Below are 17,084 nucleotides of genomic sequence, written 5' to 3'. Positions count from 1 at the left end.
CTTCGTTTTTCAGTGGCATAGCCGAAATCGGCGGGTCTGGCTAGGCGACCTTTCGGACGGGTCGCTCACGGCTTCGTCAACGCGAGAAGCGGGCGGCGAGTTCGACATGGGCGGACCAGCGGAACTGGTCGATGACTTGCACCCAGTCGAGACGGAAGCCCGCGGCCGTCAACAGGCGGGCATCGCGGGCGAAGGTGACGGGGTTGCAGGAGACGGCTGCCACCACCGGCACGGCGCTGCGGGCAAGGGTGGCGAATTGCGCCTCGGCCCCTGCCCTTGGCGGGTCGATCACCACGGCGTCGAAGGCGCGGAGTTCGTCGGGTTCCAGCGGACGGCGGAAGAGATCGCGGGTTTCGGTGGTGAGTTTCTTGAGGCCGGGGGTGGCGCGCCAGCCCTTTTCCAGCGCGGCGGTCATGGCGGTTTCGCCTTCCACGGCATGGAGTTCGGCCTGTTCGGATAAAGGCAGGGCGAAGGTGCCGCAGCCGGCGAAAAGGTCGGCGATCCGTTTCGCACCCCCCACGGCCTCGGTCACGGCGGAGAGGAGGGCGGCTTCGCCGTCCGGGGTGGCCTGAAGGAAGGCGCCGGGCGGTGGGGCGACGAGGGCCTTGCCGAAGCGCTGCATCGGGGCGGTGCGCAGGGCGACGGTTTCACCGTCCCAGGTGAGGCGGGCGAGGCCGTGGGTTTCGGCGATGCGGGCGAGGTCCATCCGCAGGGCGCCGTCGAGTTCCTTGCCACCGGAGACAGAGACATCGGGGCCGGAGAGGCTGCGGGTCACGGTAAGGGCCAGTTCGGTGGAGCGTGACCCGCCCGCGCGGGTGAGCGCCTCCAGCGCCGGAAGGGTGGCGAGGAGGTCGGGGTGCAGAAGGTGGCAATACGGGACCGGGATGATGAGGTCCGACCCGCGGGCGTGAAAGCCGATCAGCGCGCCGCCCTTCGTCTTGCGTGCGGCCAACGTGGCGCGGCGGCGGGAGTTGGGGGGCGAGCTGTGGGAGGGGCGGAAGGGGGCGTCGAGGCCCTGGCCTGCCAGCGCGCCCTTCACGATCCCCTCTTTCCACGCGGTCACGAAAGGATCGGCGGCGTGCTGCATCAGGCAGCCGCCACAGGTGCGGGCATGGGGGCAGGGTGGTTTCTTGCGGTCGGGTGACGGGGTGACGATGCGCGGGTCGATCAGGCGGTCGCCGTTCAGCGTGCCTTCCACCTCTTCGCCCGGCAGGAGGCCGGGGATATAGACCGGGCCGTCCGGCCCCCGCGCGATGCCATCGCCGAGGTGGCCGAGCCGTTCGATCACCAGTTTCACTCTGCCGCTTCCTTTTCGTCGATGCCGATGAAGCCGCCCGATTGGCGGTTCCAGTAGCGGGCGTAGAGGCCGCCCTTGGCGAGCAGCGTCTCATGCGTGCCTTCTTCGACGATGCGGCCCTCGTCAAGCACGACGATGCGGTCCATCGCCGAGATGGTGGAGAGGCGATGCGCGATGGCCAGCACCGTCTTGCCTTCCATGACGCGGGAAAGTGCATCCTGGATGTTCGCCTCGACTTCGGAGTCGAGGGCGGAGGTCGCCTCGTCCAGCACGAGGATGGGCGCGTCCTTCAGGAAGGCACGGGCAAGGGCGATGCGCTGGCGCTGGCCGCCCGAGAGCTTTACCCCGCGTTCGCCGAGGAAGGCGTCATAGGCCTTGCGGCCATTGTGATCGACCATCTGCATGATGAAATCATGCGCCTCGGCGGCCTTGGCGGCGGCGATGATTTCCTCTTCGGTCGCATCAGGCTTGCCATAGGCGATGTTGTCGCGGGCGGAGCGGTTGAACATCGCGGTTTCCTGCGTGACCATGCCGATCTGGCGGCGCAGGCTTTCCTGCGTGATGGTGCGCAGGTCATGGCCATCGACCAGAACCGCGCCTGATTCCGTGTCGTAGAGCCGCAGAAGCAGCGAGACGAGCGAGGATTTCCCCGCGCCCGAGGCGCCGACGATGCCGAGCTTTTCGCCCGCGCGGATGTGCAGGTCGATATCGGCCACACCGCCCCGCTTGCGCCCATAGGCGAAGGAGGCGTGATCGAAACGGATCTCGCCCCGGATGGGCGGGAGTTCATGCGCATCCGGCGCATCGGCCAGCGCATGGGGGACGGCGAGGGTCTTCATGCCATCCTCGACCTCGCCCACGCTGGTGTAGATCGACATGAGGGTGAAGCTGACCCAGCCCGACATCTGGGCGATGCGCATGGCGATGGCACCGGCGGCGGCGATGTCGCCGGCGGTGGCCGCGCCCTGCATCCACAGCAGCACCGCGCCGCCGATCAGAAGGACGGGCAGCACCCCTGCCAGTGTCATCAGCGACAGGCGGAACCAGGTGGAGATGACGCCGAATTCAAGGGATTTCTCGCGGAAGACCTCCATTGATTTCAGGGCGACGCGGTCTTCGAAGGCGGCATGGGCGAAAAGCTTTACCGTCTTGATATTGGTGATCGTGTCCACGACCTGCCCCGAAACCATCGCGCGGGAGGAGGCGCGGGCGGCGGAGTTGACCCGCACGCGGGGCATGAAGAAGCGGATCAGCAGGATATAGGCCACCAGCCAGACGGCCAGGGCCAGCGCGATGCGGTTGTCGATGGCGATCAGGAAGACGACCGATCCGATGACGGAGGCCAGCGCGAAGCAGACGGTGTTGATGACCTCGGTCGCCACATCGGTGACGGCGCGGGCGGCCTGCATCTGTTTCGTGGCGATGCGGCCTGCGAAATCATTGTCGAAGAAGGTGACGGCCTGCCCGAGCGTCCAGCGGTGCAGGCGCGACAGGACGAGGGGAAGGACATTGGGGCCGACGACGATGGAGTTCGAGGCCGAAGAGATGCCGAAAGCCAGCGGGCGCAGGACCATGTAGAAGATCAGGAAGGTGGCGATCAGCAGCCCGTGATCCACGAAGAACCGGTCGGGACCGGAGACCAACGCCGCGTCGATCACCCAGCCGAGGATGAGGGCGGAGACGACCTCTGTGACACCCGCGAGGGACGAGAGGATGCCCGCCACGACGAGGGCGGGCCAGGAGCCCTTGAGCGACCAGCGGAAGAAGGCGCCGAGCCGTTCGGGCGGGGGGCCGTCGGCGGGGCGGAAGGCGTCGATGGCGTTGCCGAGGGTGCGGGCAAGGTTCATTCGGCAGCCTCTTCTTCCAGACCGATGAAGCCGCCCGATTGCCGCGCCCAGAAGCGGGCATAAAGCCCGCCGCGCGCCAAAAGGTCGGCATGGGTGCCCTGTTCGGCGATGCGGCCGTCTTCCAGCACGATGATGCGGTCCATGGCGGCGATGGTGGACAGGCGATGCGCGATGGCGATGACGGTCTTGCCCTGCATGACGCCGTAAAGCGCATCCTGAATGGCGGCCTCGGCCTCGGAGTCCAGCGCCGAGGTCGCCTCGTCGAGGATGAGGATGGGGGCGTCCTTGAGGATGACGCGGGCCAGCGCCACGCGCTGCCGCTGACCGCCGGAGAGTTTGACGCCGCGTTCGCCGACATGGGCGTCGTAGCCGCGGCGACCTTGCGGGTCTTCCAGCGTGAGGATGAAGTCATGGGCATCGGCCCGCTTTGCGGCGGTGATCATCTCGTCTTCCGTCGCGTCGGGGCGGCCGTAGAGGATGTTGTCGCGGACAGAGCGGTGGAGGAGCGAGCTGTCCTGCTGCACCATGCCGATTCGGCTGCGCAGGCTGTTCTGGGTAACCTTTGCGATGTCCTGACCGTCGATCAGGATGCGGCCCCTTTCGCAGTCGTAGAAGCGCAGCATCAGTTTGACCAGCGTGGACTTGCCCGCGCCGGAGCGGCCCACAACGCCGATCTTTTCACCGGGGTTGATGGTCAGCGTGACGCCCTGCAACCCGCCCGAGTCGCGCCCGTAATGGTGCTGGATATTGTCCAGCTCGACCCGGCCTTCGCGGAACTGGAGCGGTTTGGCGTTCGGCGCATCCACAAGGCCGATGGGATGGGTGATCGTTTCCATCCCTTCCTGCACCACGCCCAAGGCCTGCACGAGCGAGGAGAAGGCCCACATGATCCAGTAGGTCATGTTGTTGAGCCGCAGGACGAGGGCCGAGGCGGCGGCGACGGTGCCGATGGTGGCCGCGCCCTGATACCACAGAAGGATCGCCCAGCCGGTGATGGCGACGATGAGGAAGCCGTTCAGGACCGTCAGCGCGAGGTCCATCTTGGTGATGATCCGCATCTCTTGCTTGAACGTCTCGCGCGCGTGCTCGATCGACTCCTTGGCGTAATCGAGTTCGCGGGCGTCATGGGCGAAGAGCTTGACGGAATGGATGTTGGTATAGGCATCCACCACCCGCCCCGTGACGGCAGAGCGGGCGTCGGAGCTGGCCTTGGCGGCGGGGCCTGCGTGGCGGATCGTCCAGCGCACCAGCGCGGCATAAAGCGCGAACCAGATGATCAGCGGCAGAAGAAGCCGCGGGTCGGCATCGGCCAGCATGATGCCCGCGCCGACCACGGTGATCGAGGCGAAGGCGACGGCGTCGAAGGTCTGGAACACGGCATCGCCTGCCGCCGGGGGCGTCTGCATGATGCGGTTGGCGATGCGGCCCGCGAAATCCGATTCGAACCAGCCGACGGGTTGGCGGATGACATGGGCATGGGCGCGCCAGCGGATCATCGTGCCGAAATTCGGCAGGATGGTGTTGTGCAGAAGCGCGACATTGCCCACCAGAAGGATCGGGCGCAGGATCAGGACGGCCAGCGCGACGGCGATCATCTCGGTCCCGTAGAGCGCCCAGGCCTGCTGCGGGCCGTTCTCGGCCAGAAGGTCCACAAGTCGCCCGACATACCAGATCAGCGCCACATCGGCGAAGGCGGTGAGCACCGACAGGATGGCCGTGACGGCAAACACCCCCCGGAAAGGGCGGATATAGTCCTTCAGAAAGGGCCAGAGCCGCCGGGGCGGCGTATCGGTTTGCTCGTAGGGACCGTAGGGGTCAACGAGGCCTTCGAAAAAACGAAACACGGGGTGAAGCCTCTTTTCCAGACCCCACCATATAGACCCCTTCGCCGGGAAGGGAAACCGTCAGGAAAGCAGTTGTGACCGCGACAACCGCAGGTCGGAGGCCAGCCAGAGGGATTTCAGCCGCTTCAGTTCCTGGCCGAGCGCAGGGCCGGACAGGGCGGGAAGGTCTGCGGCGGTGATCGGGAAGGCGGTGGTGCTGCCGCGCGCCACCTCGTCCCGTGCGCCTTGCGGAAGGGGCTGTTCCAGGAGCGCAGCCCGCAGGAGGAGGGCATCGAAGGCCAGCGCCGTGCCGAGGTCATGGCCAAGCATGGCGGGTGTTCCGGTTCCGGCCATCGCTTCGCGCAGGCGGGCAAGATCGCGCGCTTCGGCGCGGGAAAGGCGGAGCGCATCGGTCGGGTCGCCGCCGCCCAGCGCCGCCATGCGGCGCAGCCAGCGGATCGGTTCGCCCTGTTCCAGATGGATCAGCGGCGCAAGGGCGCGGTGGTCGGTGCCGGGCAGGAGCGCGGCAAGGATGCCCGCCTGCGCCATGCTGGCCACGGCGGGGGCGGGATCGGGCGCGGCAAGGAGTTTGCGCATCTCTGCCCCCACCCTTTCGCGCGACAGGTCGGCGAGGCCGGATATCCCGGCGGCGCAGGCGGCCAGACCGTCGGCATCCATCCCCAGGGCAGGATCGCCATACCAGGCGGTGAAACGGAAGAAGCGCAGGATACGGAGATAATCCTCGCGGATTCGCTGGTCTGGATTGCCGACAAATCGCACATGGCGGGCGTGCAGGTCGGGCAGGCCCCCCAGCGGATCGACCAGCGTGCCATCGGGGCGGGCATAGAGCGCGTTCATGGTGAAGTCGCGGCGGGCGGCATCTTCCTCGATCCGGGTCGAGAAGGCGACGGTGGCGTGGCGGCCATCGGTTTCGACATCGCGGCGGAAGGTGGTGACTTCGTGGGGCCGGCCCCCGGCGATGATGGTGACGGTGCCGTGGTCGATGCCCGTCGGTATGCATTTCAGCCCCGCCGCCTGGGTCAGCGCGCAGACGCGATCCGGGGGGGCATCGGTCGCGATGTCGATATCGCCCACGGGCATGGCAAGCAGGCCGTTGCGGACGCAGCCACCGACGAAAAGCGCCTGATGCCCGGCCGCCGTCAAGGCGGCGCAGACGGATTGCGCGGCGGGATTTGTCAGCCAGTCGCCCGAAAGCCTCATGCCTTACCCCTGCGCCCGGTCGGCCAGACCGCGCAGGATGCGCGCGGTGGCCCCCCAGATGTAATAGGGACCATAGGGCACCGCATAGTATCTGCGCCATTCCTCGCGCCAGCGGCGGCGTTCGATGGCATAGTTGGCCGGCGTCAGCACATGGGACAGCGGCAGGGAAAAAACCTCTTCCACCTCGCCCGCCTCGGGGAGGGGGGTGAAGTCATCGCGGATGAAGCCGAGGACGGGGGTCACGGAAAAGCCGGTCACGGTTTCATGTTCCGGCAGCGTGCCCGCGATTTCCACCAGATCGAAGGGAAGCCCCACCTCTTCGCGGCTTTCGCGGAGCGCGGCACCGATGGGGCCATCGTCCTCCGCATCGACCTTGCCGCCCGGAAAGGCGATCTGGCCGGGGTGATGTTTCAGATGCGAGGCGCGTTTCGTGAGGATAAGCCGCGCACCCTCGGGGCGCAGCCAGACGGGGACCAGCACCGCGGCGGGGCGCAGGCTCCGGCCCGGCGGGAGGGAGAGGGCGGGATTGAGGTCGAAATCCGACGACGGCCGCGCGGGGCGGGAAAGGGCCGCGCGCAGCCGGGTTTCGGCGTCATGCATCGGGGGCTTTTGCCGCCTCGAAGCCGACGGTCCTTGGATCGAGTTCGTAATGCGCCCCGCAGAACTGGCAATCCGCCGTCACCACGCCCTTGTCGGTGGTCATATAGGCGATGTCCTTGGCGGAATAGATGGACAGCGAGTTGCGGACCTTCTCTTCCGAGCAGGAGCAGCCAAAGCGGATCGGCTGGGCATCGAAGACGCGCGGTTCTTCTTCGTGGAACAGGCGGACCAGAAGGTCGGTCGGTTGCACGGAGGGACCGATGAGTTCCATCTCTTCGACCGTGTCGAGGAGGAGGTTTGCGCGGGTCCAGTTCTCGCCCTCGTCGCCCGACAGGATGTCGGCATGGGTCAGAAGGCCGCCTTCGCCCGTGCCGCCGCCGCCCGCCACGAAGGGCGAAGCCTTGGGCATGTGCTGGAGCATCACGCCTCCGGCGCGCCAATGCGGCGCGGAGCCGGGGGTCTGGCTTTTGCCGAAGGTGACGGCAAAGCGCGTGGGAAGCTGTTCGGATTGCGCGAAATAGGTTTCCGCGCAAGCCGAGAGCGAGCCGCCCGCGATGGGCGTGATGCCGGAATAGGGGACCGTGCCTTCGCCCTGGTCGATCAGGATGGCAAGATAACCCTGTCCGATCTGGCTGAAGGGATGGGCGGCATGGTCGAGCCTGTCGCGGTCGAAGCTGGCATAGGCCCGGATGCGGGCTGATTGGCCATCCTCGGACGGGCCGTAGTAATCCGTCGCGATCAGCCGGGCGGGGCCGTTGCCGCGGATTTGCAGCGACAGCTTCCAGCGCAGCTTGATCGTCTGGCCGATCAGCGCGGTGAGGAGGGCGGCTTCGGCCACCAGCGCCTCGATCACCGGGGGATAGGCGTGTTGCTTCAGCACCTGATCCAGCACGCCATCGAGACGCGCGACACGGCCGCGGATATCCGAGCGGTCAAGCTGAAACGGCAGGACAGTATCGTCCCAGGCGAGTTGAGAGCCGATGGTCATTGGGTTTCCCGATTGTGCCGACCCCTGATACCGCGCCAATATGGCATGCGCAAACACGGGACCGAAGAGATGATCCGCCGATATGGGGAACAAGTGAAGCAAGGTCAACGCTACAAGCGGCGGCCGGGGGTCTATGCCATCCTTCTTGACGGGGAGGAGTTGCTGGCGACGCATCAGGCCGAGCCTGTGCCGGAGTATCAGCTTCCCGGTGGCGGGATTGATCCGGGCGAACATCCCGTGGCCGCGCTGCACCGCGAGGTGTTTGAAGAGACCGGGTGGAAGATCGCGGTGACACGGCGGCTGGGGGCCTTCCGGCGGTTCACCTATATGCCGGAATACGATCTGTGGGCGGAGAAGGTCTGTTCCATCTACCTGGCGCATCCGGTGCGCCGGCTCGGTCCGCCCTCCGAGGCGGGGCATCGCGCGGTGTGGATGCCAGCGCGGGCGGGGCTGGACCTGCTGGGCAATGACGGGGACCGGGCGATGCTGGCGCGGGTTCTGGGCCTGCTGCGCTAGGGTCCGTGCCAGTCGAGCACGATGGCGGAGACGTCATCGGGAAAGTCGGCGGTTCCGGCATGATCCGACAGCGCCGCGATGACACCGTCGGCAAGGGCGGTGCCGCGCTGCTGGCTTTGGCCGAGAAGCAGGCGGACCAGCCCGTCATCGCCCAGATCGCCCCGCCCCGGGCCGGGGCATTCGATCAGCCCGTCCGAGCCGATGAAGAGGCGGTCGCCGGGATGCAGATGCAGGTCGAGGGCGCAATGGCCGGGATCGGGCACCAGCCCCACGGGCAGCCCGCCTTCGCCCAGCGCAAGCACCGCGCCATCGGCCCGCAGGAGCAGCGGATGGGGATGGCCCGCCTGCACCAGCCGCAGATGGCCGGTGGCAAGGTCGAGTTCGGCGCAGAGGAGGGTGAGGTAGAGGTCGCCGGTCCGGTCGGACAGCAGGATGCGGTTCAGGCGGGCCACCACCGCCTCCACCGGCAGGGGGCGGCCATTGTGGAAGGCGATGTTCTGGTCGCGCGACCCAGTGGCCAGCAGGGCCGAAAGCCGCGCGATCATCAGGGCGGCGGCAACGCCATGGCCGGAAACATCGACGGCAAACAGCAGGATGCGCCCTGCGGCGATGGGGAACCAGCCGACCAGATCGCCCCCCAGCATTCCGGAGGGGCGCAGGAGGAACACGAGTTCGGCCGGGCCAAGGGCAACAACAGGTTCGGGCGCGAGGGATAGTTGCAGGCGCCGCGCCTCGGCCAGATCACGATGCAGATCGGCATGGATGCGTTCCAGATCGGCATTGCGGCGGCGCAGTTCGGCCTGCATCGCAAGGATCCGCTCGCCGGCATGGAGGCGGGAGAGGAGTTCCGTCGCATCCACGGGTTTGGTGAGGAAGTCGTCGGCCCCGCTGTCGAGCCCGATGGCGATGTCGTCCTTGGAGGATTTCGCGCTGAGCAGGACGAAATAGCCGTAGCCCGCCCGAGGAAGGGCGCGGAAGGCACGGCAGAAGTCCGGCCCCGACATGCCGGGCATGACCCAATCCGACAGGACGATGTCGAAATCTGTGGCCCGGGCCAGCGCCAGTGCCTCGCCCCCCGAGGCGGCCTGCACCACGCCATAGCCCCAGCGCGCCAGTTGCCGGGAGAGCATCTGGCGTTGTGCGGCGCTGTCATCGACGACAAGCACCTGTCGCGGGGCATCCTGTGACATGGGCCAATCCTTTCCGCGCCCATTCTGGACGGGTGCGGCTTAACCCCCGGTAAACCCCTAAGATTGCGTGCTTTTTCGGGGAGGCGTTCACCCGGCGTGAAGGATTGGCCTGCATCCTGTGTGACAGGCCGGACGGAGGGTGCGATGCTGGTGAATCCCATACGGGTGCAGTCCCTGCGTGACGAGATCGGGGCGGAGGCCTTTCCCGACGTGCTGGCGCTGTTTCTTGAAGAAAGCGCGCAGGTCGTGGCGCGGCTTCGGGCGATGGATGACCCGGTTGCCATGGCCGCCGATCTGCACTTCCTGAAGGGATCGGCGCTGACCATGGGGCTGGAGGATCTGGCGGACTGCTGCCGCAGGGTGGAGCAGGGACAATCCTTCGACCCCGCCGCGCTGGCCGATCTGTTCGCCCGGTCGCGTGCCGCGCTGGCAAGGCTGGAGGTGGCGATGGCCTAGATCAGGAATTCGGCCAGTATCTCGTCGCTGGTGATGTCGCGATAGGTGAAGGCGGCCGCGTCCAGCTTGGCGAAGAGGTCGCGGAAATTCTCGGGCCGGCTGGTTTCGATCCCGATCAGGACGGAGCCGAAGTTGCGCGCGGATTTCTTCAGGTATTCAAAGCGGGCAATATCGTCATCCGGGCCGAGCATCCCGAGGAATTCGCGCAAGGCGCCGGGGCGTTGGGGCATCCGCAGGATGAAATACTTCTTCACGCCCGAATAGCGCTGGGCGCGTTCCTTCACCTCGGGCAGGCGTTCGAAATCGAAATTCCCGCCGGAGGTGACGCAGACCACCGTCTTGCCGCGGATTTCCTCGGCCAGTTCGGGCAGCACGTCCACCGACAGCGCACCTGCCGGTTCCAGCACGATGCCTTCGACATTAAGCATTTCCAGCATGGTGACGCAGATGCGGTCTTCGGGGGCGAGGAGGACATTGGTCGCGTCGATCCAGTCCAGATGGCGATAGGTGATGTCACCCAGCCGCGCCACGGCGGCCCCATCGACGAAGCTGTTGACGCGGGGAAGTTTGGACGGTTCGCCCGCACGCAGGGCGGCCATCAGGCTGGCGCCGCCAAGCGGTTCGACGAAGCGGTAGTCGGTGGCGGGTGCGGCCTGCCGAAGGTAGGCGGTGACGCCGGAAGACAGGCCGCCCCCGCCCACCGGCAGGATCACCAGATCGGGCGCCTGACCGAGTTGGTCAAGGATTTCGACGCCGACGGAGGATTGGCCGAGGATCACGTCGGGATCGTCGAAGGGCGACAGGAAATGCGCCTGCCGTTCGGCGCAGAAGGATTGCGCGGCGGCCAGCGTCTGGTCAAAATAGTCGCCGGTCAGGACGATGCGAACGTTTTCGCCGCCGAAGGCGCGGGTCTTGTCGATCTTTTGCTGGGGGGTGGTGACGGGCATGAAGATCGTGCCCTCAACCCCGAAATGGCGGCAGGCGAAGGCCAATCCCTGCGCGTGGTTGCCTGCGCTGGCGCAGACGAAATGGCGGCGGTCGGGCGTTTCGTCCAGCACATGGCGCATGGCGGTGAAGGCGCCGCGCAGCTTGTAGCTGCGGACGGGGGTCAGGTCTTCGCGTTTCAGCCAGATGTCGGCCTCATAGCGCTGCGACAGGTGTTCGTTGCGTTGCAGGGGTGTTTCGGGAAACAGGTCCCGGAGGGCGGCTGTCGCGTGGCGGGCACGGGTGGTGAAGTCCGACATCCGGTAGAAATCCCCTTGTTGCAGCGGCCAGAATGGCCCCATGCCGCGCTTTAGCCTATGCGAGCTTTCGGCAAGGTTCCATCCTTGCGCCTGGCCTCCCCTCATGGCCCGCGCCGCCCTTGCCCGCAAGGGGATTACCCGATACACCCCGCGCCGGAAAACCCAAGGATAAGGGCGCTGCACCATGCTGAAGCCGAAGAAAGTCGTCCTCGCCTATTCGGGCGGGCTGGATACCTCGATCATCCTGAAATGGCTCCAGACGGAATATGGCTGCGAGGTGGTGACCTTCACCGCCGATCTCGGGCAGGGCGAGGAGCTGGAACCGGCGCGGCAGAAGGCGCTGCTGATGGGGATCAAGGCGGAAAACATCCATATCGTGGATGTGCGCGAGGAATTCGTGCGCGACTTCGTCTTCCCGATGTTCCGGGCCAATGCGCTGTATGAAGGGCTTTATCTGCTGGGCACGTCCATCGCGCGGCCGCTGATTTCCAAGGAACTGGTGCGGATCGCGCAGGAAACGGGTGCCGATGCCGTGGCGCATGGGGCGACGGGGAAGGGCAATGACCAGGTCCGGTTCGAACTGGGCGTGGCGGCGCTGGACCCGTCGATCAAGGTGATCGCGCCGTGGCGGCTGTGGGATCTGACCAGCCGGACGAAGCTTTTGGAATTCGCCGAGGCGAACCAGATTCCGATCGCCAAGGACAAGCGGGGCGAGGCGCCGTTTTCGGTGGATGCGAACCTTTTGCACACCTCTTCCGAGGGGAAGGTGCTGGAAAACCCCGCCGAGGAAGCGCCGGAATTCGTGTATCAGCGCGTGGTCCCGGTGGAGAAGGCGCCGGATACCCCTGAATTCGTTGAGATTTCCTTCGAACGCGGCGATGCCGTCGCGATCAATGGCGAGGCGCTGTCGCCCGCCACCATCCTGACCCGGCTGAACGAGATGGGCGGGCGGCATGGGGTTGGCCTGCTGGATCTGGTGGAGAACCGCTTTGTCGGGATGAAGTCGCGGGGGCTCTATGAAACCCCCGGCGGGACGATCCTCTTGGAGGCGCATCGCGGGATTGAGCAGATCACGCTGGATTCCGGTGCGGGCCATCTGAAGGATTCGATCATGCCGCGCTATGCGGAACTGATCTATAACGGCTTCTGGTTCAGCCCCGAGCGGGAGGCTTTGCAGGCCCTGATCGACAAGACGCAGGAGCATGTGACGGGCACGGTGCGGGTGAAGCTTTACAAGGGATCGGCCCGGACGGTGGCGCGGTGGTCGGACCATTCGCTCTATTCCGAGAAGCATGTGACCTTCGAGGAAGACGCGGGGGCCTATGACCAGAAGGATGCCGAAGGGTTCATCCGGCTGAACGCGCTGCGGTTGAAGCTGATTGCCACGCGGAACGCGCGGGTGAAGAGCTAAGTCATTGATCCGAGAGTCTTTTTGCTATCGGATTAATCCTTGTTGAATCAAGGCGTTAGCTTGACTAAAGGATGTGAGGATACTATGTTCCTCATGTGAGTGATGCGGTAAATCCCACGTCCGCAGGTCATCGCAAGATGGGCCTATGTATTGGGGGGAGCTGTGGGTCCCCCCCTCACATTCCAAAGAAGTTGTGGTGGCTTTGGATGTGAAGGCGTGTCGCGCCTTTCATCTTGTTTCGCGATAATTCTGACGTGAAGTAGAATGTGCGAATGAAGATTCCGGTATCTTCGCGATTGCGGCTGAGGACAAGAAAGTAGGCGCGCTTTGGATTTGCGGCGTCGTGAAGGACAACTTCAATCTGAAGGTCTGAACCGCGTTTCGTCGACTGGAAATAGTCGCCGTCCTGAATGACCGTGGGCAAACAAAGCCCCTTGGTCGCGTCCATTCCGTGCATGGGATGATGCGCGATTTTTTGTGCGTCGCGCACCGTGATGTACACAGAGCGTGCCGACCATTTCAGCTTTCTGGATGCCGGTAGGGGGATTTCGGCGACACGCAGCGGGGAGAAGGATGCCTCACCGTTCAGGAGCGAATACAAGCGGAACAAAGGATCACTCGGCACCATGCCGCAATGTCTGTCCCATGCCGGTTCCTTGTCAACTGCGGTGGATTTAGGCGCACTTCTTCGCGGCCTGTTCGTCCAGCGCAGCATTGAGTCTTTCGGCTTCCCAGTCCGCTGCCAAAGCCTCGGCCACCAGTGCCGCCTGAGTCTTGGGGGCCATGCCGCCCAAGGGTGGGTCACGATCCAAGTTAGTGGGGAAGCTGTAGCCTTCGGCAGAGGCGGCGATGGCGTGGGCGATCTGGGTATCCGAAAGGCTGCCGTCGTTTTTCGCAGCGCGCAGAAGGGGATAGAGCGCCTTTGTCATCCGCCTGCGATCCACCGTTTCCATCGCGCGGCCATAGGCGGAGGAGACCTGGAACAGGTTCACCATGCGGCGGATATCGGCGCTGCGGTTGGTGCCGGCGGCATGCAGAAGGGCGGGCGAAAAGAACAGCATGTCGCCCTTGGCCAGCGGCAATTGCACATGGTTTTCAACGAAATAGGCGCGGAAGTCGGGACGGTTCATGGCGAGGTAGCCCGCCTCGTATGCCTGCGAGAACGGCAGGAGTTGGGTGGGACCGGTTTCGATGGTGGCATCGACATGGGCGATGGCGCCCTGGAGCGTGAGGACGGGCGAGAGGAGTTGCACATGGCGGGGATAGCGTTCGATCTGCGCCGCCGACTGGAAACCGAGATGGTAGTCGCGATGCGGCGACTGTGCCGCGCCGCCGGGGTTGACCACGTTCAGTTGCGCGGTGATCTGGTAATGGGGGCCAAGCCATGCCTCGGATATCGCGGCGAGGAAGGGGTTGGCGTAGTAGCGGGCGAAATTGGCAGGGTCCGCAAGGCAATGTTTTTCCAAGGAATTCCAGAGCCGGTCATTCGCTCCCGGCTTGGCGAAATGGTCGCCGCCGCCGGTGCCTGAACGGTTCTGCTCCTCGATCAGGCGCCAGAAGATGGCGCTCGCCTCGTCGATCATCGCAAGGTCGGGTTCGGCGCCCTTGAGCACCACCACGCCGGGGCCTGTGAGCATCGCCTCGGCCCATTCGGCCATCAGGGCGCGGCGGTCATCGGGGTTTGACAGGGCGGGCAGGAGTTTGGGGCAATCATAGATCAGGATATTCTTCTGCACATCCGCCGCGAAAGGGTAATCCGCGAGGGAAACGGTTTGCGAACAAAGGGTTGCGAGGTCGTCGAGTTTGCAATCTTCGGCCCTGAGATAGACGCGCGCGGTGCGGGCGGCGGCGGTGGAGTGGTTGAGCATGGCATCCTCCCCGATGCTGGTTAAGGGGAGTTTGCTTTGCCGCGCGCCCTGGGGCAAGCGCGCGGTTGATGGGAAACCGTCAGAGCTTGAACCGTGCAAGTCTTTGATAATGCGGGAGGGCCTGTTCCACCAAGGGGGCGTAATCGGCGGGAAGGGTGGGAAGCGGGCCTTCCGCATCGCCGAAGCCGGTGGAGGCGTGGACGGCGTTGTACCAATGCGGGGCCCAGACGCCGTCATAGGGTTTGGGTCCGGCGGGCCAGTGGAGCATGTTTTCGGTGAAGGGGATGCCAAGGGCGGCGCAGAGTTTTGTCAACGATTCCCGTGGGTTGGCGCGGATATCTGCGCTGTCGATCACCAGCGGCGGGCGGCCCATCCATTGCGCCACTTCGTCGAAGAGTTCGGCCTGCTGCACGAAGCCGATATCGGCGAGGGTGGGGGCTTCGCGTTTCTGGCTGTAGCTGGCCACGACGCGGGCGGGGTGGCGGATCAGGAAGACATTGGTGAGGTCGCGCATGAAGCCCCGGTCGAATTCAGGGATCATGTGGAGCGTCATGTGTTTCTGGTAATGGATTGATTTTCCAGCCGGAATAGCGCCGATGCATGCGGCGGCGACCGATGCGGGATCGGGGTCATGGGCGGCGATGATTTCATCCCGCATCGGGTGGTGGATGCCGGTGGCGGACAGGTAGGCGGCGTAGAAGGGTTCATCCCAGACCGCGCAATCGCCCCTTGCGGCGAAGGCATACATCATGGCGGTGGAGAGGTTCCGGGGGCCGGACCACATGGCTATTTTCATCTGTTTTCCCTGTGCCGGATGTTGTGCCGTATTCTGTGCCGCAATGTGTGGCCACGCTACGAACGGGCGATCAAGGCCTTGTAAAGACCGCGCAGCCGTTCGGTCATCGGTCCCATCTGGCCGGTGCCGATCTGCCGCCCGTCGATGATGCCCACGGGCGTCTGCGCGCCGAAGGTGCCGGTCAGAAACGCCTCATCGGCGCCATAGGTATCGACGAGGGAGAAGTTGCGTTCAAATACCGGGATGCCGTTTTCGCGGCAGAGGTCGATGACCTTTTGCCGGGTGATGCCGTTCATGCAGTAGTCGCCTGTGCTCGTCCAGACCTCGCCCTTGCGGACGATGAAGAAGTTGCAGGCGTTGGTGGTGTTCACGAAGCCATGGACATCGAGCATCAGCGCCTCATCCGCGCCGGCCTTTTGCGCGGCAATGCAGGCGAGGATGCAGTTCAGCTTGGAATGGCTGTTCAGCTTGGGGTCCTGCGTCATGGGCAGGCCGCGCAGGTGGGGCACGGTGGCGAGCGTGATGGGGCGCGGGAGTTTGGGGCGCGAGTGTTCCATGATGATGGCGACGGTCGGCCCCTGCTGCGACAGGCGTGGGTTCTGGAAGGGGCGGGTCTTCACCCCCCGCGTGACCATCAGGCGGCAATGGGCATCGGTGTGCATCCCATTGGCCTTTTGCGTCTCTAACACGGCGGAAATCATCTGGTCCGGCGTCATGCCGATGTCGAGGTCGATGGCCTTTGCCGCCTCATACAGCCTGTCCATATGTTCGGTGATGAAGGCCCATTTGCCATCATAGAGGCGGATGCCTTCCCAGACGCCATCGCCCAGCATGAAGCCCGAGTCGTAAACCGAGATCAGCGCCTGGTTTTTCGGGACGATGCGGCCGTTGACATAGATGAGGATGCTTTCGTTGCGGATATCCTCTTCCGCGGCGTGGGTGGAGACGTGGTTGGTCATGGGGTCGGTCATGGCGTCCATCATGGGGGCCCTCTGCTGTTGCGGCGAGGGTAGTGGGGGGTTGGCGGAAGGGGAAGGGGGCCTGTCACCTGTGCGTGAGGTCACGGCAGGGTGAGTTGCGGGGAACGGGCGCGGGGGCGAGGGTGCGGGCAAAGGAGTTTCGCCGATGCATCGTCTGTTCACCCTTGCTGCCGTGATCGTCACTGTTTTCCTGTCGGCCGTTCTGGGGGCCGCCAGCCATGCCGCCACGGGGAAGGCGGTGGTGGCGGGGGGATGTTTCTGGTGCGTGGAGGCGGATTTCGAAAAGGTGCCGGGGGTGATTTCCGTCGTGTCGGGCTTTACCGGCGGGACGGTGGAGAACCCGACCTACAAGCAGGTGGTGGCCGGAGGAACCGGGCATTACGAGGCGGTGGAGATCACCTTCGACACCGCAAAGATCAGCTATGACGAGGTGCTGCGGCTGTTCCTGCGATCGGTCGATCCGTTGGATGACGGCGGGCAGTTCTGCGACCGGGGGGACAGCTATCGGACGGCGATTTTCGTCTCTAACTCTGCGGAAAAGGCCAGCGCAGAGGCGGCGGTGGCGGAGGCATCGCGGGCTTTGGGTGCGGCTGTCGTCACGCCCGTTCTGGCGGCGGGGCCGTTCTATGAGGCCGAGGACTATCATCAGGATTACTACAAGAGCCGGGATATCGTGCTGACGCGGGCGGGGCCAAAGCAGAAGCGGAATGCCTATGCCTTTTACCGCGAGTCCTGCGGGCGGGATGCGCGGGTGAAGGCGGTCTGGGGCGATCAGGCGGCCTTCGCGAAATAGCGGGCGGGGCCTTTCGCGGGACTTGACGCTTTTGTAGGGTTTCCCCCGAACAGG

Annotated in this window: 16 protein-coding genes; 4 read left to right on the top strand and 12 right to left on the bottom strand. The window is 65.2% G+C overall.

Annotated elements, in window-relative coordinates; all coding sequences use genetic code 11:
* Positions 1-76: 76 nt before the first annotated feature.
* Genes C0V75_RS03855 through C0V75_RS03830 form a run of 6 tightly spaced genes read right to left on the bottom strand, consistent with a single transcriptional unit; the run spans position 77 to position 7,776 of the window.
* Positions 77-1,297, bottom strand: coding sequence for a class I SAM-dependent RNA methyltransferase (locus C0V75_RS03855; RefSeq protein ID WP_101919551.1), 1,221 nt, complete (start codon positions 1,295-1,297; stop codon positions 77-79).
* Positions 1,294-3,144, bottom strand: coding sequence for an ABC transporter ATP-binding protein (locus C0V75_RS03850; protein WP_101919550.1), 1,851 nt, complete (start codon positions 3,142-3,144; stop codon positions 1,294-1,296). The genes C0V75_RS03855 and C0V75_RS03850 overlap by 4 nt, the downstream gene beginning before the upstream one ends.
* Positions 3,141-4,988 carry an ABC transporter ATP-binding protein gene (locus C0V75_RS03845; RefSeq protein ID WP_101919549.1) on the bottom strand — a complete coding sequence of 616 codons (1,848 nt, stop codon included), beginning with the start codon at positions 4,986-4,988 and terminating at the stop codon, positions 3,141-3,143. The genes C0V75_RS03850 and C0V75_RS03845 overlap by 4 nt, the downstream gene beginning before the upstream one ends.
* Before the next feature lie 60 nt (positions 4,989-5,048).
* Positions 5,049-6,188, bottom strand: coding sequence for a CCA tRNA nucleotidyltransferase (locus C0V75_RS03840; protein ID WP_101919548.1), 1,140 nt, complete (start codon positions 6,186-6,188; stop codon positions 5,049-5,051).
* 3 nt (positions 6,189-6,191) lie between these two features.
* Complete coding sequence (locus tag C0V75_RS03835; protein ID WP_101919547.1) at positions 6,192-6,788, bottom strand: CoA pyrophosphatase; 597 nt, start codon at positions 6,786-6,788, stop codon at positions 6,192-6,194.
* Positions 6,781-7,776: an Hsp33 family molecular chaperone HslO gene (locus tag C0V75_RS03830; protein ID WP_101919546.1), complete on the bottom strand. Its 996-nt coding sequence runs from the start codon at positions 7,774-7,776 to the stop codon at positions 6,781-6,783. The genes C0V75_RS03835 and C0V75_RS03830 overlap by 8 nt, the downstream gene beginning before the upstream one ends.
* 69 nt (positions 7,777-7,845) lie before the next feature.
* Here C0V75_RS03830 and C0V75_RS03825 point away from each other — a divergent pair, with 69 nt between their 5' ends.
* The gene (locus C0V75_RS03825; RefSeq protein WP_101919899.1) at positions 7,846-8,292 is read left to right on the top strand and encodes an NUDIX hydrolase; all 447 of its coding nucleotides are present in this window, start codon (positions 7,846-7,848) and stop codon (positions 8,290-8,292) included.
* Here C0V75_RS03825 and C0V75_RS03820 read toward each other — a convergent pair.
* The gene (locus C0V75_RS03820) at positions 8,289-9,482 is read right to left on the bottom strand and encodes a PP2C family protein-serine/threonine phosphatase (RefSeq protein WP_101919545.1); all 1,194 of its coding nucleotides are present in this window, start codon (positions 9,480-9,482) and stop codon (positions 8,289-8,291) included. The two genes, C0V75_RS03825 and C0V75_RS03820, sit on opposite strands and share 4 nt — an antisense overlap.
* 144 nt (positions 9,483-9,626) lie before the next feature.
* Between C0V75_RS03820 and C0V75_RS03815 the strand changes: the two genes are divergently transcribed.
* On the top strand, positions 9,627-9,938 hold the full coding sequence (locus tag C0V75_RS03815) for an Hpt domain-containing protein (protein ID WP_101919544.1): 312 nt from the start codon (positions 9,627-9,629) through the stop codon (positions 9,936-9,938).
* On the opposite strand, the gene ilvA is transcribed toward C0V75_RS03815, so the two are convergent.
* Complete coding sequence (gene ilvA, locus C0V75_RS03810) at positions 9,935-11,182, bottom strand: threonine ammonia-lyase IlvA (RefSeq protein WP_101919898.1); 1,248 nt, start codon at positions 11,180-11,182, stop codon at positions 9,935-9,937. The two genes, C0V75_RS03815 and ilvA, sit on opposite strands and share 4 nt — an antisense overlap.
* A 184-nt stretch (positions 11,183-11,366) precedes the next feature.
* Here ilvA and C0V75_RS03805 point away from each other — a divergent pair, with 184 nt between their 5' ends.
* Positions 11,367-12,593, top strand: coding sequence for an argininosuccinate synthase (locus tag C0V75_RS03805; protein WP_101919543.1), 1,227 nt, complete (start codon positions 11,367-11,369; stop codon positions 12,591-12,593).
* Positions 12,594-12,768: 175 nt separating this feature from the next.
* Here the strand turns inward: C0V75_RS03805 and C0V75_RS03800 are convergent, their stop codons facing one another.
* The 4 genes from C0V75_RS03800 to C0V75_RS03785 all read right to left on the bottom strand — a co-directional run bounded on the left by C0V75_RS03800 (position 12,769) and on the right by C0V75_RS03785 (position 16,216).
* A complete protein-coding gene (locus tag C0V75_RS03800; RefSeq protein ID WP_143710377.1) occupies positions 12,769-13,308 on the bottom strand; it encodes a hypothetical protein in 540 nt (179 codons plus the stop codon).
* Complete coding sequence (locus tag C0V75_RS03795) at positions 13,268-14,461, bottom strand: phytanoyl-CoA dioxygenase family protein (protein ID WP_101919541.1); 1,194 nt, start codon at positions 14,459-14,461, stop codon at positions 13,268-13,270. The genes C0V75_RS03800 and C0V75_RS03795 overlap by 41 nt, the downstream gene beginning before the upstream one ends.
* Positions 14,462-14,540: 79 nt before the next feature.
* Complete coding sequence (locus tag C0V75_RS03790; protein ID WP_101919540.1) at positions 14,541-15,257, bottom strand: sulfotransferase family protein; 717 nt, start codon at positions 15,255-15,257, stop codon at positions 14,541-14,543.
* A 56-nt stretch (positions 15,258-15,313) separates the two neighbouring features.
* Positions 15,314-16,216 (bottom strand): D-amino acid aminotransferase, encoded by a 903-nt coding sequence (locus tag C0V75_RS03785; RefSeq protein ID WP_101919897.1) that lies wholly within the window; start codon positions 16,214-16,216, stop codon positions 15,314-15,316.
* Positions 16,217-16,382: 166 nt separating this feature from the next.
* Here C0V75_RS03785 and msrA point away from each other — a divergent pair, with 166 nt between their 5' ends.
* Positions 16,383-17,030 carry a peptide-methionine (S)-S-oxide reductase MsrA gene (gene msrA, locus C0V75_RS03780; protein ID WP_101919539.1) on the top strand — a complete coding sequence of 216 codons (648 nt, stop codon included), beginning with the start codon at positions 16,383-16,385 and terminating at the stop codon, positions 17,028-17,030.
* Positions 17,031-17,084: the final 54 nt, after the last annotated feature.

This window comes from Tabrizicola sp. TH137 (assembly GCF_002855575.1).
Classification (GTDB): Bacteria; Pseudomonadota; Alphaproteobacteria; order Rhodobacterales; family Rhodobacteraceae; genus Paragemmobacter.
This window is presented reverse-complemented; position numbering and strand designations above follow the sequence as displayed.

Excerpts from the sequence above, each read along its gene's own strand:
- C0V75_RS03850 (WP_101919550.1), bottom strand. The coding sequence starts at position 3,144 with ATGAACCTTGCCCGCACCCTCGGCAACGCCATCGACGCCTTCCGCCCC.
- C0V75_RS03840 (WP_101919548.1), bottom strand. The coding sequence starts at position 6,188 with ATGAGGCTTTCGGGCGACTGGCTGACAAATCCCGCCGCGCAATCCGTC.
- C0V75_RS03835 (WP_101919547.1), bottom strand. The coding sequence starts at position 6,788 with ATGCATGACGCCGAAACCCGGCTGCGCGCGGCCCTTTCCCGCCCCGCG.
- C0V75_RS03830 (WP_101919546.1), bottom strand. The coding sequence starts at position 7,776 with ATGACCATCGGCTCTCAACTCGCCTGGGACGATACTGTCCTGCCGTTT.
- C0V75_RS03825 (WP_101919899.1), top strand. The coding sequence starts at position 7,846 with ATGATCCGCCGATATGGGGAACAAGTGAAGCAAGGTCAACGCTACAAG.
- C0V75_RS03820 (WP_101919545.1), bottom strand. The coding sequence starts at position 9,482 with ATGTCACAGGATGCCCCGCGACAGGTGCTTGTCGTCGATGACAGCGCC.
- C0V75_RS03815 (WP_101919544.1), top strand. The coding sequence starts at position 9,627 with ATGCTGGTGAATCCCATACGGGTGCAGTCCCTGCGTGACGAGATCGGG.
- ilvA (WP_101919898.1), bottom strand. The coding sequence starts at position 11,182 with ATGTCGGACTTCACCACCCGTGCCCGCCACGCGACAGCCGCCCTCCGG.
- C0V75_RS03805 (WP_101919543.1), top strand. The coding sequence starts at position 11,367 with ATGCTGAAGCCGAAGAAAGTCGTCCTCGCCTATTCGGGCGGGCTGGAT.
- C0V75_RS03800 (WP_143710377.1), bottom strand. The coding sequence starts at position 13,308 with ATGCTGCGCTGGACGAACAGGCCGCGAAGAAGTGCGCCTAAATCCACC.
- C0V75_RS03795 (WP_101919541.1), bottom strand. The coding sequence starts at position 14,461 with ATGCTCAACCACTCCACCGCCGCCGCCCGCACCGCGCGCGTCTATCTC.
- C0V75_RS03790 (WP_101919540.1), bottom strand. The coding sequence starts at position 15,257 with ATGAAAATAGCCATGTGGTCCGGCCCCCGGAACCTCTCCACCGCCATG.
- C0V75_RS03785 (WP_101919897.1), bottom strand. The coding sequence starts at position 16,216 with ATGACCAACCACGTCTCCACCCACGCCGCGGAAGAGGATATCCGCAAC.
- msrA (WP_101919539.1), top strand. The coding sequence starts at position 16,383 with ATGCATCGTCTGTTCACCCTTGCTGCCGTGATCGTCACTGTTTTCCTG.